Source organism: Pantoea sp. Ap-870, assembly GCF_011752515.1.
Taxonomy (GTDB): Bacteria; Pseudomonadota; Gammaproteobacteria; order Enterobacterales; family Enterobacteriaceae; genus Pantoea; species Pantoea dispersa.
The window spans coordinates 1-14,429 of the sequence record NZ_VWXG01000003.1; the positions used below are offsets into that span (position 1 = coordinate 1).

General features: G+C 55.2%; 16 protein-coding genes and 1 other annotated feature. Of the genes, 5 read left to right on the forward strand and 11 right to left on the reverse strand.

Features of this window, described 5'->3' with window-relative positions:
- Positions 1–506 precede the first annotated feature (506 nt).
- The 3 genes from clpB to rluD form a co-directional block, all read right to left on the reverse strand.
- A complete protein-coding gene (clpB, locus tag F3J41_RS09235; protein WP_058759614.1) occupies positions 507–3,080 on the reverse strand; it encodes an ATP-dependent chaperone ClpB in 2,574 nt (857 codons plus the stop codon).
- A 125-nt stretch (positions 3,081–3,205) separates the two neighbouring features.
- Entirely contained in the window at positions 3,206–3,934 is a 729-nt protein-coding gene (gene yfiH / locus F3J41_RS09240) for a purine nucleoside phosphorylase YfiH (RefSeq protein WP_166710853.1), read from the reverse strand.
- Complete coding sequence (rluD, locus tag F3J41_RS09245; protein ID WP_021507316.1) at positions 3,931–4,911, reverse strand: 23S rRNA pseudouridine(1911/1915/1917) synthase RluD; 981 nt, start codon at positions 4,909–4,911, stop codon at positions 3,931–3,933. The genes yfiH and rluD overlap by 4 nt, the downstream gene beginning before the upstream one ends.
- Before the next feature lie 129 nt (positions 4,912–5,040).
- Here rluD and bamD point away from each other — a divergent pair, with 129 nt between their 5' ends.
- A complete protein-coding gene (gene bamD / locus F3J41_RS09250) occupies positions 5,041–5,781 on the forward strand; it encodes an outer membrane protein assembly factor BamD (RefSeq protein ID WP_058759616.1) in 741 nt (246 codons plus the stop codon).
- Positions 5,782–5,792: 11 nt separating this feature from the next.
- Here the strand turns inward: bamD and F3J41_RS09255 are convergent, their stop codons facing one another.
- Positions 5,793–5,984 carry a hypothetical protein gene (locus tag F3J41_RS09255; protein WP_104094475.1) on the reverse strand — a complete coding sequence of 64 codons (192 nt, stop codon included), beginning with the start codon at positions 5,982–5,984 and terminating at the stop codon, positions 5,793–5,795.
- Between the two features lie 64 nt (positions 5,985–6,048).
- On the opposite strand from F3J41_RS09255, the gene raiA reads away from it, so the two are divergent.
- The 3 genes from raiA to pheA all read left to right on the forward strand — a co-directional run bounded on the left by raiA (position 6,049) and on the right by pheA (position 7,783).
- Positions 6,049–6,375 carry a ribosome-associated translation inhibitor RaiA gene (gene raiA / locus F3J41_RS09260; RefSeq protein ID WP_021507319.1) on the forward strand — a complete coding sequence of 109 codons (327 nt, stop codon included), beginning with the start codon at positions 6,049–6,051 and terminating at the stop codon, positions 6,373–6,375.
- A 97-nt stretch (positions 6,376–6,472) separates the two neighbouring features.
- Positions 6,473–6,597: a sequence feature (Phe leader region), on the forward strand.
- Positions 6,474–6,521 carry a pheA operon leader peptide PheL gene (gene pheL, locus F3J41_RS23295; protein ID WP_121497579.1) on the forward strand — a complete coding sequence of 16 codons (48 nt, stop codon included), beginning with the start codon at positions 6,474–6,476 and terminating at the stop codon, positions 6,519–6,521. It overlaps the preceding feature by 48 nt.
- Positions 6,598–6,619: 22 nt before the next feature.
- A complete protein-coding gene (gene pheA, locus F3J41_RS09265; RefSeq protein ID WP_166710855.1) occupies positions 6,620–7,783 on the forward strand; it encodes a bifunctional chorismate mutase/prephenate dehydratase in 1,164 nt (387 codons plus the stop codon).
- Between the two features lie 33 nt (positions 7,784–7,816).
- On the opposite strand, the gene tyrA is transcribed toward pheA, so the two are convergent.
- Entirely contained in the window at positions 7,817–8,938 is a 1,122-nt protein-coding gene (gene tyrA / locus F3J41_RS09270; protein WP_021507321.1) for a bifunctional chorismate mutase/prephenate dehydrogenase, read from the reverse strand.
- A 6-nt stretch (positions 8,939–8,944) separates the two neighbouring features.
- Entirely contained in the window at positions 8,945–10,024 is a 1,080-nt protein-coding gene (locus F3J41_RS09275) for a 3-deoxy-7-phosphoheptulonate synthase (RefSeq protein ID WP_058759618.1), read from the reverse strand.
- A 303-nt stretch (positions 10,025–10,327) separates the two neighbouring features.
- Between F3J41_RS09275 and F3J41_RS09280 the strand changes: the two genes are divergently transcribed.
- Complete coding sequence (locus F3J41_RS09280) at positions 10,328–10,849, forward strand: GNAT family N-acetyltransferase (RefSeq protein ID WP_166710857.1); 522 nt, start codon at positions 10,328–10,330, stop codon at positions 10,847–10,849.
- A 57-nt stretch (positions 10,850–10,906) separates the two neighbouring features.
- On the opposite strand, the gene rplS is transcribed toward F3J41_RS09280, so the two are convergent.
- The 5 genes from rplS to ffh form a co-directional block, all read right to left on the reverse strand.
- The gene (rplS, locus tag F3J41_RS09285; protein WP_021507324.1) at positions 10,907–11,257 is read right to left on the reverse strand and encodes a 50S ribosomal protein L19; all 351 of its coding nucleotides are present in this window, start codon (positions 11,255–11,257) and stop codon (positions 10,907–10,909) included.
- A gap of 42 nt (positions 11,258–11,299) precedes the next feature.
- Positions 11,300–12,064: a tRNA (guanosine(37)-N1)-methyltransferase TrmD gene (gene trmD, locus F3J41_RS09290; RefSeq protein ID WP_021507325.1), complete on the reverse strand. Its 765-nt coding sequence runs from the start codon at positions 12,062–12,064 to the stop codon at positions 11,300–11,302.
- A gap of 35 nt (positions 12,065–12,099) precedes the next feature.
- Positions 12,100–12,648 carry a ribosome maturation factor RimM gene (gene rimM, locus F3J41_RS09295; RefSeq protein WP_021507326.1) on the reverse strand — a complete coding sequence of 183 codons (549 nt, stop codon included), beginning with the start codon at positions 12,646–12,648 and terminating at the stop codon, positions 12,100–12,102.
- Positions 12,649–12,666: 18 nt separating this feature from the next.
- Positions 12,667–12,915, reverse strand: a complete 249-nt coding sequence (gene rpsP, locus F3J41_RS09300) for a 30S ribosomal protein S16 (RefSeq protein WP_007893313.1) — start codon at positions 12,913–12,915, stop codon at positions 12,667–12,669.
- Positions 12,916–13,057: 142 nt separating this feature from the next.
- Entirely contained in the window at positions 13,058–14,419 is a 1,362-nt protein-coding gene (gene ffh / locus F3J41_RS09305) for a signal recognition particle protein (protein ID WP_021507327.1), read from the reverse strand.
- Positions 14,420–14,429 lie beyond the last annotated feature (10 nt).

Consider the following 14,429-nt stretch of genomic DNA (forward strand, 5'->3'; position numbering starts at 1 on the left):
TCAATCTGAGCCATGATCAAACTCTTCAATTTAAAGTTTGATTTGCTGCAACGAGTGCAGCGATGCTCTGTGAATTAAACTTCGTAATGAATTACGTGTTCACTCAGCAAAGACTTGATATTTTTTAAAGCCCGTAGGCTTGTGATATCAATCCTGCGAGTGCCCACACAGATTGTCTGATAAATTGTTAAAGAGCGGTGCGACGCGGCGCTCGGCCTGCTGTCGCGAGGTGGCGTATATTACGCTTTCCTCCTTCAGAGTCAAACACTTTTTTCAGCGTTTTTCTCCGGCGGGGTGAATCGCTTCACGCCCTGCTGAGCCGTCTGCGTTGCCGCTTTGCCGTCTCAGTGGTGGCGCATTATAGGGACTTCGTTTCGCCTGACAAGCGCTAATTTGCAGTTTTTGCGCGACCGCTCACTTTCCAGGCAACACGTTGCAAAAACCAGCTGATTCTTGCGAAACAGCATAAAAAAACGGGCCCTGAGGCCCGTTTTTGTCACGTTGCGTTATTGACGCGCGACGATGGCATCGTCCTGCACATCCATTTCGATGGTTTTTCCCGGAACCAGCGCGCCAGATAAAATCTTCTGCGCCAGCGGGTTTTCAATCTGCTGCTGAATAGCCCGTTTCAATGGCCGCGCGCCGTAGACCGGATCATAACCATTTTCGCCCAGCAGTTTCAGCGCCGCGTCGGAAATGTGCAGCTGATAACCGCGCTCTTCCAGACGCTGATACAGCCGCTGCAGCTGAATCTGCGCAATCGAGGCAATATGTTTTTCGCCCAGCGGATGGAATACCACCACCTCATCAATACGGTTGATAAACTCCGGACGGAAGTGGTGTCCGACGACCGTCATCACCACATCTTTCATTTCCGCGTAATCAAGCGCGCCGAAACGTTCCTGAATCAGATCCGAACCGAGGTTAGATGTCATGATCACCACGGTATTACGGAAGTCCACGGTGCGCCCCTGACCATCGGTCAGACGCCCGTCGTCCAGCACCTGCAGCAGAATGTTGAACACATCCGGATGCGCTTTTTCCACCTCATCCAGCAAAATCACCGAGTAAGGGCGACGACGCACCGCCTCTGTCAGGTAACCGCCCTCTTCATAACCGACGTAGCCTGGAGGTGCCCCGACCAGACGCGACACCGAATGTTTCTCCATGAATTCCGACATATCGATACGCACCATCGCGTCGTCGCTATCGAACAGGAAATTAGCCAGCGCCTTGCACAACTCGGTTTTACCGACACCGGTCGGTCCAAGGAACAGGAACGATCCGATTGGCCGGTTCGGGTCAGACAAACCGGCGCGGCTACGGCGAATGGCGTTCGATACCGCTTCAACCGCTTCGTCCTGGCCGATAACCCGGGCATGCAGCTCCTGCTCCATCCGCAACAGTTTATCGCGCTCGCCTTCCATCATGCGGGCCACCGGAATACCGGTCCAGCGCGCCAGCACATCGGCGATCTCGACATCCGTTACGCGGTTGCGTAACAGCTTCATGGTTTTACCTTCCGCCTGCGTGGCGCTTGCCAGCTGTTTTTCCAGCTCCGGAATTTTGCCGTACTGCAGTTCCGACATCTGGCCAAGGTCACCCACACGCCGTGCCTGCTCCATAGCCAGACGCGCCTGCTCCAGCTCGGCTTTGATGTTTTGCGTGCCGGTCAGCGAGGCTTTTTCCGCTTTCCACTCTTCTTCGAGCTCAGCATATTCGCGCTCTTTCTGATCCAGCTCGCTTTCCAGCATCTCCAGACGCTTAACGCTGGCATCATCCGATTCTTTCTTCAGCGCCTGCTGCTCCAGTTTGAGCTGGATGATACGCCGTTCGAGACGATCGAGCGGTTCCGGTTTGGAGTCAATCTGCAAACGAATACTCGACGCCGCCTCATCAATCAGGTCAATGGCTTTATCCGGCAACTGGCGATCGGCAATATAGCGATGCGACAATGTGGCCGCAGCGACAATAGCCGGATCGGTAATTTGCACATGGTGATGCAGCTCATAACGCTCTTTCAGGCCACGCAGAATGGCGATGGTGTCTTCCACGCTCGGTTCGGCGACGAACACTTTCTGGAAACGGCGCTCCAGCGCGGCATCTTTCTCAATGTACTGGCGATACTCATCCAGCGTGGTGGCACCCACGCAGTGCAGTTCACCGCGCGCCAGCGCCGGCTTCAGCATGTTGCCGGCATCCATCGCGCCGTCGGCTTTACCAGCGCCGACCATGGTATGCAGCTCATCGATAAACAGAATGACGTTGCCTTCCTGTTTGGCGAGGTCGTTCAGTACGCCTTTCAGGCGCTCTTCAAACTCGCCGCGATATTTCGCGCCGGCCACCAGCGCGCCCATATCCAGCGCCAGAACGCGCCGGCCTTTCAGCCCTTCCGGCACTTCGCCGTTAATGATGCGCTGTGCCAGCCCTTCAACGATGGCGGTTTTACCGACGCCCGGTTCACCGATGAGCACCGGGTTGTTTTTGGTACGACGCTGCAATACCTGAATGGTGCGGCGAATCTCTTCGTCACGCCCGATAACCGGATCTAACTTGCCGAGCTCAGCGCGCTCCGTCAGATCGATGGTGTATTTTTTCAAAGCCTGGCGCTGATCTTCAGCCCCCTGATCGTTCACGTTTTCCCCTCCCCGCAGTTGCTCGATGGCCTTAGCGAGTTTGTCCGCCGTGGCACCGGCAGACTTCAGTAAGTCCGCCAGCGAGCCGCGCGATTCGAGGGCCGCCAGAACAAATAATTCAGATGAAATAAAGTTGTCGCCGCGCTTTTGCGCCAGCTTGTCACACAGATTCAGTACCCGGACCAAATCCGCTGATGGCTGAACGTCGCCGTCGGTCCCTTCGACCTGCGGCAAACGATTGATGGCTTGTTCGATGCTGGTACGCAGGTTAGCGACATCCGCCCCCGCCGCGCTGAGCAGCGGACGTACCGATCCACCCTCCTGGTTGAGCAGCGCGCTCATCAGGTGCAGGGGTTCGATGAATTGATTATCGTGTCCCAGAGCAAGGGACTGTGCATCGGCCAGGGCCAACTGGAATTTGTTGGTAAGACGATCCAGACGCATGATTCCTCCCATTACAGGTCAAAATGCTACTGGAGATTAAATGAGGTCATCCCTCAAATTTTCAAGGTTAATGACCTGAGTTGTGAGCAAAAAATACGCTTACTGGATCGTCTTGCGGCGTAAGGTTATCTCAGCCAAATCAAAGTTGCCATACGCCCGGTGATTCCGTCGCGTCGGAAGGAGAAAAAATCGGCGCTTTCCTGATAGGTACAGCGCGCGTCAGCCGTGACAGATCGCACGCCAGCGGCCTGCAGACGCTGGGTTGCCAGCAGCCAGATATCGGCAAAATATTTCTCGCCGGCCGGGCGAAAAGCCGCATCGGCAGCGGCATCCTGCGCCAGGAACGCACTGCGCACCTCGGCCCCCACTTCAAATGCCTGTGGACCAATCGCCGGACCGAGCCAGGCATGAATCTCGCTCGCCGGGCAGTGAAACTGTGCCAGCGTTTGCTCCAGCACCCCATGACACAACCCGCGCCAGCCGGCATGTGCCGCGGCAACTTCGCTGCCATCATGGCTGCAAAACAGCACCGGCAGACAGTCGGCGGTCATCACTGCACACACCACGCCGCTTTCCCGCGTTATCGCCGCATCGGCTCGCGGCAGGGACGCAGCCGCCGGCAGACGCGCCACCGTCTGGCCGTGTACCTGCTCCAGCCACTGCGGCATCGCCGGTAGCGCCAGCTGCTCTACCACGCGCTGACGATTGTGCATCACGCGATCCGCCTCGTCTCCGACGTGCGCGCCGAGGTTGAGGGAATCCCATGGTGCCGCGCTAACGCCGCCGTGCCGCGTGGTCGAATAAGCCTGCACGCGCGCCGGCGCCGGCCACTGCGGCACGATCCAGTCACTCATAGCCAGTCCAGCTGATCGCGGAACTCGTCGGTATCGGCTTTCAGTGCCTCAATCAGATCAACCATGTCCTGCGGCAGTGGCGCGTGCCACTCCATCTCAATCCCGGTGATCGGATGATAAAGACGCAGCATAGTGGCGTGCAGCGCCTGGCGGTCAAAACCGCGCAGCGTACTGATAAAAGCCTCAGAAGCGCCCTTTGGCGGACGCGGACGACCACCGTACAGCGGATCGCCCACCAGCGGATGGTTAATGTGCGCCATGTGCACGCGAATCTGGTGAGTACGGCCGGTTTCCAGGCGCAGGCGTAAGCGCGTATGGGCGCGGAAATGCTCCATGATGCGATAGTGGGTTGTCGCTGGCTTGCCCATCGGATGCACCGCCATATGGGTACGCTTGGTAGAGTGACGCGCCATTGGCTCATTCACCGTACCGCCGGCGGTCATGGTGCCAATCGCCACCGCTTCATATTCGCGGGTGATTTCACGCAGCTGCAGCGTTTCAACCAGATGCGTCTGCGCCGGTACCGTTTTGGCTACCACCATCAGTCCGGTGGTGTCTTTATCCAGACGGTGCACGATGCCGGCGCGCGGCACGTCGGCAATCGCCGGATAGTGATAAAGCAGCGCATTCAGTACCGTGCCGTCCGGATTACCGGCGCCAGGGTGGACCACTAAGTCGCGCGGTTTGTTGATCACCAGGATGTGGTCATCTTCATAAACGATATCCAGCGGAATATTTTGTGCTTCCCAGCGCTGCTCCTCTTCGATCTCGGCATCAATCGCCACCCGCTCACCGCCGAGTACTTTCTCTTTCGGTTTATCGATGATGGTGCCGTTGACGCTGACCCGACGCTCAAGGATCCACTCTTTTATGCGGGAACGTGAATAATCAGGGAACAATTCCGCCAAAGTCTGATCTAAGCGTTGTCCAAGCTGTGCTTCGGACACCGTTGCGGTGAGTTGAACTTGTTGTGCCATATACAGCTTCTTCGTTAACGTTGGGTTTTCACGGCGATGCCGTTTAATATAATGTGCTATCGTACTGGTCATTACCGGGAGCTATACGGACAGCTTCCGCCATAACACTTTGAGGATAATCATTTCGTCATGACGCGTATGAAACATCTGGTGGCTGCTGCCACACTGAGCCTGAGCCTGGCACTGGTGGGCTGTTCCGGCTCATCGGACCCGGTCCCGGACAGCCCGCCGTCTGAAATTTACGCCACAGCGCAGCAAAAGCTGCAGGACGGTAACTTTAAAGCGGCGATTAAGCAACTGGAAGCGCTGGATAACCGTTATCCGTTTGGTCCTTACTCGCAGCAAGTGCAGCTGGATTTGATCTACGCGTACTACAAAAATGCCGATCTGCCACTGGCGCAAGCCGCCATTTCCCGCTTTATGCGCCTGAACCCGACGCACCCTAACATTGATTACGTGATCTATATGAAGGGCCTGACGGACATGGCACTGGATGATTCCGCGCTGCAGGGCTTCTTCGGGATCGATCGTTCCGACCGCGATCCTACCCATGCGCGTGATGCATTCCGTGACTTCTCTCAGCTACTGCGCGGCTATCCGAACAGCCAGTACGCGGCAGATGCGCAGAAACGTCTGACGTTCCTGAAAGATCGCCTGGCGAAGTATGAGCTCTCCGTGGCGCAATTCTATACCAAGCGCGGTGCCTATGTCGCCGTTGTTAATCGGGTTGAAGGTATGATGCGCGATTATCCGGACACCCAGGCCACGCGTGACGCGCTGCCGCTGATGGAAAATGCCTATCGCCAGCTGCAGCTGACGACGGAAGCTGACAAAGTTGCGAAAATCATTGCGGCGAATAGCGCGTCCTGATTTTCGTGCCATTAAAAAAGCAGCCGCTGTGGCTGCTTTTTTTTGGTCAGAAAACCGTCTGAAATGGTTTTTTCCGCTACGGTTAACTCATCAATCTTGCCCCTATCCCCGCTGTGCATCAAGCTTTTTTCGCCCTTTTCCCGGCCTTTCTCACAATTCGCTGGCATTGACAAAAAGTGACATTCCAATGTGATCCAGATCACACATTTTCCTGATTTGCGCGGTATGCTGGTCCTACCCAGACGGAAATGACAGAGAGGTTTAACTATGATTCTGAACATTACCAGCAAACAAATGGAAATCACTGCGGCAATCCGCAACCATGTCGAAGACCGTCTCGCCAAGCTGGAAAAATGGCAAACCCACCTGATAAATCCGCACATTGTGTTATCGAAAGAGCCGAAAGAATTTGTGGCCGATGCCACCATTAACACGCCAAACGGCACGCTGGTCGCCAGCGCGAAACACGATGATATGTATACGGCCATCAATGACCTGATCGCCAAGCTGGAGCGCCAGCTAAATAAAGCACAGCACAAGCCTGAAGCACGGCGCGCCACCAGCAGTGTTAAAGATTTCACCCCTGCCGGGTAATTTATCGCTTTTCAGCAACGCGCCTGCGGGCGCGTTTTTTATTGACAGCTTTTAAGCTGTGCGGTTACTCTCAGTTCACTTTATTGCCGGAATTGATCATGAAACTGCTGCCGTTCTTCTTCGCATTCTTTTTTACCTTCCCCTGATTGGGAGGCGATTCGTCGTGTGAAAATGAATGCGAAGACGAACAACAAAGCCTCCCAACCGGGAGGCTTTTTTATTGGACATTTTACAGGTGAGCCCTATGAATCCCGAGAATCCGCTGCTGGCGTTACGCGATAAGATCAGCGCCGTCGATGCCAGGCTGTTAACACTGCTGGCTGAACGGCGCGCGCTGGCCGTTGAGGTAGCGCAGGCCAAGCTGGCCACCCATCGCCCGATTCGTGACGTCGAGCGCGAACGCGCCCTGCTGGAAAATCTCATCGCGCTGGGTAAAAAACATCAGCTGGATGCGCACTACATCACGCGCCTGTTTCAGTTGGTGATTGAGGATTCGGTGCTGACCCAGCAGGCGCTGCTGCAGAAAAACCTGAATCATCCACACGCGCACGCGCCGCGCATCGCCTTCCTCGGTCCAAAAGGCTCCTACTCGCACCTTGCCGCCCGTAAATACGCCACGCGCCACTTCGATTCGATGGTGGAGATGGGGTGTCTGAAATTCCACGACATCATTCAGCAGGTTGAAAGCGGTCAGGCGGATTACGCGGTGATGCCGATTGAGAACACCAGCTCCGGCTCGATCAATGACGTATACGATCTGCTGCAGCAAACGTCGCTTTCGATCGTCGGCGAGCTGACCATTCCTATCGAACACTGCGTGCTGGTTAACGGTAATACCGATTTGCAGCAGATTGAAACGGTGTATAGCCATCCGCAGCCGTTCCAGCAGTGCAGCCAGTTCATCAACCGCTTCCCGCAGTGGAAAATCGAATACACCGAAAGTACGGCGGCGGCGATGGAGAAAGTGGCTGCGATGAACTCGCCGCACGTGGCCGCGCTGGGCAGTGAAGCTGGCGGTGAGCTGTATGGCCTGCAGGTGCTGGAGCGCAACCTGGCGAATCAGCAGCAGAACCATACCCGCTTCATTGTGCTCGCGCGTAAACCGATTGAAGTCTCCAGCCAGGTGCCGGCCAAAACCACGCTGATTATGGGGACGGGCCAGCAGGCCGGCGCGCTGGTTGAAGCACTGCTGGTGTTGCGTAATCACAATCTGATCATGAGCAAGCTGGAAAACCGGCCAATCAACGGTAACCCGTGGGAAGAGATGTTTTACATTGATGTGCAGGGCAATCTGCAGTCGGAGAACATGCAACAGGCGCTGGAAGAACTGCGCGCGCTCACGCGTTCACTGAAGGTATTAGGCTGTTATCCCGGTGAGAACGTGGTACCGGTAGAACCGCGTCTGTAAAACAAAAAGGCATCCTTGCGGATGCCTTAATCATTACTGGCGACTGTCGTTGGCGGAGCGCAGCATGCTGCGGCTCTCGACGAGGAAGCGTTTCGCGTAGTCGCCAAACCAGTGTTCCACGCGCTCAAAGCTGTTGATGAACGCCTGTTTATCGCCCTGCTCCAGCAGCGTGATGGCTTCACCAAAACGCTGATAGTAGCGTTTAATCAGCGCCAGATTACTTTCCGACGACATGATGATGTCGGCGTACAGCTGCGGGTCCTGCGCAAACAGCCGCCCCACCATCGCCAGTTCGAGGCGATAGATAGGCGAGGACAGCGCCAGCAGTTGATCCAGATTGACGTTCTCTTCCGCCAGATGCAAACCATAAGCAAACGTGGCGAAGTGGCGCAGCGCCTGAATGAACGCCATGTTCTGATCGTGCTCAACCGCACTGATGCGGTGTAAGCGCGCGCCCCACACCTGAATCTGCTCCAGGAACCACTGATAGGCTTCCGGCTGACGGCCATCGCACCATACCACCACCTGCTTCGCCAGGCTGCCGCTGTCCGGACCGAACATCGGATGCAGTCCCAGTACCGGACCGCTGTGTGCCGCCAGCATCGCCTGCAGCGGACGGTTCTTCACCGACGCCAGATCCACCAGAATGCAGTCATCAGGCAGCGCTGGCAGATCGGCAATGATCTGTTCGGTCAGATGGATCGGCACGCTGATGATCACCATGCCCGCATCGTGCAGCAGTTCATCCGCGCGCGGCCAGTCATCTTTATCGAGAATACGCACCTGATAGCCGGAGAGCGTCAGCATCTTCTCGAACAGACGTCCCATCTGACCGCCGCCGCCGACAATCACCACCGGACGTAGTTCAGGACACAGCGTTTTGAAGCCTTTGTCATTTTCATGCGCATAGGATTCACGCATCAGACGACGCAGTACATCTTCGATCAGGTCCGGCGACACGCCGAGCGCTTCCGCTTCCTGACGACGCGACGCCAGCATACTGGCCTCGCGCTCAGGCACATAAATCGGTAAACCGTAGCGGCTTTTGACTTCGCCGACTTCGGCCACCAGCGCCAGTCTTTTCGCCAGCAGCCCCAGCAGGGCTTTATCTACTTCATCAATTTGATCGCGCAGCGCGGTCAGTTCAGCCACCATGACTCATTACACCTCGTGTGACAGACGCGCCGACAGCACTCCCTGCAGATCCTGATGGATTTCACGCAGCAAAGTTTCAGTGGTTTCCCAGTTGATGCAGGCATCAGTGACGGAAACTCCGTACTTCATCTCGCTACGCGGTTGCTCAGAAGACTGGTTGCCTTCGTGAATATTACTTTCCAGCATCAGGCCAATGATGGAGCGGTTTCCATCTTTAATCTGCGCGATAGCCGATTCGGCTACGCCAGGCTGACGGCGATAGTCTTTGTTAGAATTGCCATGGCTGCAATCTATCATTAAGGCCGGACGCAGTCCTGCTTTCAGCATCTCTTTTTCGCACTGCGCGACATCTTCCGGGCCGTAGTTTGGCGCTTTACCGCCGCGCAGAATCACGTGACCGTCCGGGTTGCCCTGAGTTTGCAGCAGGCACACCTGACCGGCCTGGTTAATGCCGACAAAGCGGTGCGGCATCGCGGCGGCGCGCATGGCGTTGATCGCGGTGCCGAGGCTGCCATCGGTGCCGTTTTTAAAGCCTACCGGCATCGACAGGCCAGACGCCATTTCACGGTGCGTCTGCGATTCTGTGGTACGCGCCCCAATCGCCGACCAGCTAAACAGATCGCCGAGGTATTGCGGGCTATTGGGGTCGAGCGCTTCGGTGGCCAGCGGCAGGCCCATCTCCACAAGATTGACCAGCAGCTGACGCGCAATGTGCAGGCCGGCTTCCATATCAAACGAGTTGTTCATGTAAGGATCGTTGATTAACCCTTTCCAGCCGACGGTGGTACGGGGTTTTTCAAAATAGACGCGCATAACGATATACAGCTGATCCTTCAACTGTGCAGAGAGTGTTTGTAACTGACGAGCGTAATCCAGTGCGGCTTCGGTATCGTGGATCGAGCAGGGACCGCACACCACCAGCAGACGCGGATCGCGACCCGCGATGATATCCGCGATGGTCTGGCGGGAAGCGGCAATTTGCGCTTCCTGCGCCGCAGTCAGCGGGAACTTCGCTTTCAGTTCCTGTGGCGTAATTAAAATCTGTTCGTCGGCGATATGCACATTGTTCAGCGCGTCTTTTTGCATGATGGCGATCCTTTTTCACTCGTTATGCGGTTTTACGATCCTCACTGAGGATGACGCTTACTTTACCACAGCATGTAAATCATGCAATCCATGCATGTACACTTTTATTACCACTCTCTTTTAAACTACAAAATAAAAGTTAATTAAAATATATAAATCATTAAGTTAACAACCTTAAAGCCTGTAAGATCTATCAAACAAAAATGTAAATTTTTAATTACACCAATCTGACCAGGCCAGATGTTTTTTCCTAACGATATCGCTAACATGCTGTTATCCATTTAATTAATTCAGGATCGCTCTATGTCCATCCCTGAAGTCGCGCTGCGTCCCTTTACTCTGCAGGATGCCGAAGCATTTACGCATGCCGTTAATCAGTCTCTGAACAGCCTGCTGCCGTGGATGGTATGGGCACACACAGATTACAGCGTCGATGAAGCCGTGAGCTGGATCAACTTCACCCATCTGCAGCGTCAAAAGGGTGAAGCTGAAGAGTTCGCGATTGTCGATGGCAACGATCGGTTGCTGGGCGGTGCTGGCTTACGTTATGCGCGTCAGCCCGGTGAGTTCAGTGCGCTGGGCTACTGGGTTCGCAGCGAGGCGCAGCAACAGGGCGTTGCCCGCCGGGCGGTGGCACAGCTGGTGAATCTGGCGTTCGCCCAGCCACACATAACTGTGCTGGAGATTCTTGCTGCAGAAGAGAATCACGCCAGCCGCGCCGTGGCCCTGCGCAGCGGCTTCTCGTTTGTGGATTACCGCTACGGGTTGATTGTGCTGGAGAGCGGGCCGGTCAACACGGCGATCTATCACCTCAGACGCCCATAAAAAAAGGGGCTGGCCTTATGGCCAACCCCTTGTTTGCTATTAACTTTGGGATGTCGCTTACGCGCCAAGACGCTCTTTGATACGAGCTGACTTACCGGTACGCTCACGCAGGTAGTACAGTTTGGCTTTACGCACAGCACCACGACGTTTGACAGTAATGCTGTCAATTACCGGAGAGTGAGTCTGGAAGACACGCTCAACGCCTTCGCCGTTAGAAATCTTGCGAACAGTGAATGCAGAGTGCAGACCGCGGTTACGAATAGCGATAACCACGCCCTCGAATGCCTGCAGACGTTTCTTAGAACCTTCAACGACCCATACTTTCACTTCCACGGAATCACCCGGACGGAAGGAAGGTACGTCCTGTTTCATCTGCTCTTGTTCAAGTTGCTTGATAATGTTGCTCATAATTAAATCTCTTATCCTGGGTAAACTGATAGTCAGGGAAGATTACTCTTCCACCTCATCGTTTTGTTGCTGCTGATGTTCCCGCTGGAACTCACTTAGCAACCTTGCTTGCTCTTCAGTCAGAGCCAGGTTTTCCAGAAGTTCAGGTCTTCTTAGCCAGGTACGGCCCAGCGACTGTTTCAGGCGCCAGCGGCGAATATCGGCATGGTTGCCCGACAGCAGAACTGGCGGAACCTCCATCCCCTCTAACACTTCAGGTCGGGTATAGTGCGGGCAATCCAGCAAACCTTCCGAGAACGAATCCTCATCGGCTGACGCCTGTTTCCCCAGCACGCCAGGAATAAACCGGGCGACCGAGTCAATTAACGTCATCGCTGGCAGCTCACCGCCACTGAGCACGTAATCACCGATTGACCATTCTTCATCAATCTCAGTGTGAATCACACGCTCATCTATCCCTTCATAACGACCGCAAACCAGAATTAACTTCTGGCTGGTCGCCAGTTCGCAAACGCCTTGCTGGTCAAGTTTGCGACCCTGAGGTGAAAGATAAATCACCTTAGCGCCTTCTCCCGCCGCCGCTTTCGCTGCGTGGATAGCATCCCGTAAGGGTTGCACCATCATCAACATACCCGGTCCGCCGCCGTAAGGACGATCGTCCACGGTACGGTGCCGGTCGTGCGTGAAGTCACGTGGACTCCAGCTCTCTATGTTGAGCAGGCCATTTTTTACTGCCCGGCCAGTTACCCCGTACTCGGTAATAGCGCGAAACATCTCAGGAAACAGGCTAATAACACCAATCCACATCGCGTTCGCCGTTACGTTACCGGATTGTCCGGAGATCAAAAACCAGGATCCCAGTCTACTTCAATGGTGCCAGTAGCGAGATCGACTTTCTTGATAACCTGTTCATCAAGAAACGGTATTAACCGCTCCTGTACACCGAATGCATCTTTCAGGTTTGCCTTTACGACGAGAACGTCGTTCGAGCCGGTCTCCATCAAATCAATGACTTTGCCCATCTCGTAGCCGTCGAGGTTTACCACTTTGCAACCCATCAGGTCTTTCCAGTAGTAATCGCCCTCTTCCAGCGCCGGCAGCTGCGTGGAGTCAACCGTAATTTCGCAATTGGTCAACTGTGCCGCAGCGTCCCGATCGTCAATGCCTTTGACTTTGATGATCAGGTCCTGATTGTGGTGCTTCCAACCCTCAAGCTCGACCTGCTGCCATTGACCGGCGCGCTGGATAAACCAGGGTTGATAGTCGAAGATGCTTTCAGCGTCTTCAGTGGAGGAAAACACTTTGAGCCAACCCCGAATTCCGTAAGCGGCACCCATTTTGCCCAGAATGATTGGGTTAACGGGAGGCTGTGCGGCAGGTTTACTGCTCATGCTCACCACCGTGACAGATTAAGCTGCTTTTTTTGCTTCTTTGATCAGCGCGTTAACGCGATCAGAAAGCGTTGCGCCCTGGCCAACCCAGTGCTCAATACGGTCCAGATCCAGACGCAGACCTTCAGCCTGACCAGAAGCGATCGGGTTGAAGAAACCTACGCGCTCGATGAAACGACCGTTGCGAGCATTGCGGCTGTCAGTGACGACGACCTGATAGAACGGACGCTTTTTAGCGCCGTGACGTGCCAAACGAATGGTTACCATAACATCCTCTTTAGTTAATAAAACAACCGGGCCCCATCGAGGAACGGGGCCCGGGTGCAATATAAAAAGCCCGAAAATTTTACTCATTTTGGCGCAAAAAGCAACCTGAGTGACTTAATTTTCTGGTTCGGGCTCTGTCGCCTTAGCGGCCGGGGAATCCTGGCGGCATCATACCTTTCATGCCACGCATCATTTTGGCCATGCCGCCCTTCTTCATTTTCTTCATCATGCGCTGCATATCATCAAACTGCTTCAGCAGCCGGTTGACGTCTTGCACCTGCATACCGGAACCGGTAGCGATACGGCGCTTGCGCGAACCTTTGATGATCTCTGGCTTCTCACGCTCTTTGCGCGTCATCGAATTGATGATGGCTTCCATGCGCACCAGCACTTTGTCATCCATCTGCGATTTAACGTTATCCGGCAGCTGACCCATGCCCGGCAGTTTGCCCATCAGGCTGGCCATGCCGCCCATGTTGCGCATCTGCTTAAGCTGCTCCAGGAAGTCGTTGAGATCAAAGCCGTCGCCGGTTTTCAGCTTCTTCGCCAGCTTTTCCGCCTGCTCGCGGTCAACTTTGCTCTCGATATCTTCAATCAGCGACAGCACGTCGCCCATGCCGAGAATGCGCGATGCGATACGGTCCGGATAGAACGCTTCCAGCGCATCGGTCTTCTCGCCCATCCCCATGAATTTAATCGGTTTGCCGGTGATGTGACGAATCGACAGCGCCGCACCGCCGCGCGCATCGCCGTCAACTTTGGTCAGGATCACACCGGTAAGCGGCAGCGCTTCGTTGAACGCTTTGGCGGTATTGGCGGCATCCTGACCAGTCATGGCATCGACAACAAACAGCGTTTCAACCGGATTGATCGCGGCATGCACCTGCTTGATCTCATCCATCATCGCTTCGTCAACGTGCAGACGACCGGCGGTATCCACCAGCAGCACATCGTAGAACTGCAGACGGGCTTCTTTCAGCGCGTTGTTAACGATATCCACCGGCTTCTGGCTGAGGTCGGACGGACAGAAATCCACACCGACCTGCTGCGCCAGGGTTTCCAGCTGTTTGATCGCCGCCGGGCGGTAGACGTCCGCAGACACCACCAGCACCTTTTTCTTGTGCTTTTCGCGCAGGAATTTACCGAGCTTACCGACGCTGGTGGTTTTACCGGCACCCTGCAGGCCCGCCATCAGCACCACGGCCGGCGGCTGAGCATTAAGGTTCAGCGCGTTATTTTCGGCCCCCATCGCCGCAACCAGTTCGTTGCGCACGATTTTGATAAACTCCTGACCCGGCGTCAGGCTTTTGTTTACATCCTGACCTACCGCGGCTTCTTTCACGCGGTTGATGAAATCGCGCACTACCGGCAGCGCAACGTCGGCCTCCAGCAGCGCCATACGCACTTCGCGCAGCGTATCTTTGATGTTGTCTTCGGTCAGCCTTCCGCGGCCACTGATATTGCGCAGGGTTTGCGACAAACGATCGGTTAAATTATCAAACATGCTCTCTCAC

What these genes read in the sequence shown, in the direction of transcription:
- rpsP (WP_007893313.1), bottom strand. Translation starts at nt 12,915, where the DNA reads ATGGTAACCATTCGTTTGGCACGTCACGGCGCTAAAAAGCGTCCGTTC.
- pheA (WP_166710855.1), top strand. Translation starts at nt 6,620, where the DNA reads ATGAATCCCGAGAATCCGCTGCTGGCGTTACGCGATAAGATCAGCGCC.
- ffh (WP_021507327.1), bottom strand. Translation starts at nt 14,419, where the DNA reads ATGTTTGATAATTTAACCGATCGTTTGTCGCAAACCCTGCGCAATATC.
- trmD (WP_021507325.1), bottom strand. Translation starts at nt 12,064, where the DNA reads ATGTGGATTGGTGTTATTAGCCTGTTTCCTGAGATGTTTCGCGCTATT.
- rimM (WP_021507326.1), bottom strand. Translation starts at nt 12,648, where the DNA reads ATGAGCAGTAAACCTGCCGCACAGCCTCCCGTTAACCCAATCATTCTG.
- tyrA (WP_021507321.1), bottom strand. Translation starts at nt 8,938, where the DNA reads ATGGTGGCTGAACTGACCGCGCTGCGCGATCAAATTGATGAAGTAGAT.
- rluD (WP_021507316.1), bottom strand. Translation starts at nt 4,911, where the DNA reads ATGGCACAACAAGTTCAACTCACCGCAACGGTGTCCGAAGCACAGCTT.
- clpB (WP_058759614.1), bottom strand. Translation starts at nt 3,080, where the DNA reads ATGCGTCTGGATCGTCTTACCAACAAATTCCAGTTGGCCCTGGCCGAT.
- rplS (WP_021507324.1), bottom strand. Translation starts at nt 11,257, where the DNA reads ATGAGCAACATTATCAAGCAACTTGAACAAGAGCAGATGAAACAGGAC.
- F3J41_RS09275 (WP_058759618.1), bottom strand. Translation starts at nt 10,024, where the DNA reads ATGCAAAAAGACGCGCTGAACAATGTGCATATCGCCGACGAACAGATT.
- F3J41_RS09280 (WP_166710857.1), top strand. Translation starts at nt 10,328, where the DNA reads ATGTCCATCCCTGAAGTCGCGCTGCGTCCCTTTACTCTGCAGGATGCC.
- yfiH (WP_166710853.1), bottom strand. Translation starts at nt 3,934, where the DNA reads ATGAGTGACTGGATCGTGCCGCAGTGGCCGGCGCCGGCGCGCGTGCAG.
- raiA (WP_021507319.1), top strand. Translation starts at nt 6,049, where the DNA reads ATGATTCTGAACATTACCAGCAAACAAATGGAAATCACTGCGGCAATC.
- bamD (WP_058759616.1), top strand. Translation starts at nt 5,041, where the DNA reads ATGACGCGTATGAAACATCTGGTGGCTGCTGCCACACTGAGCCTGAGC.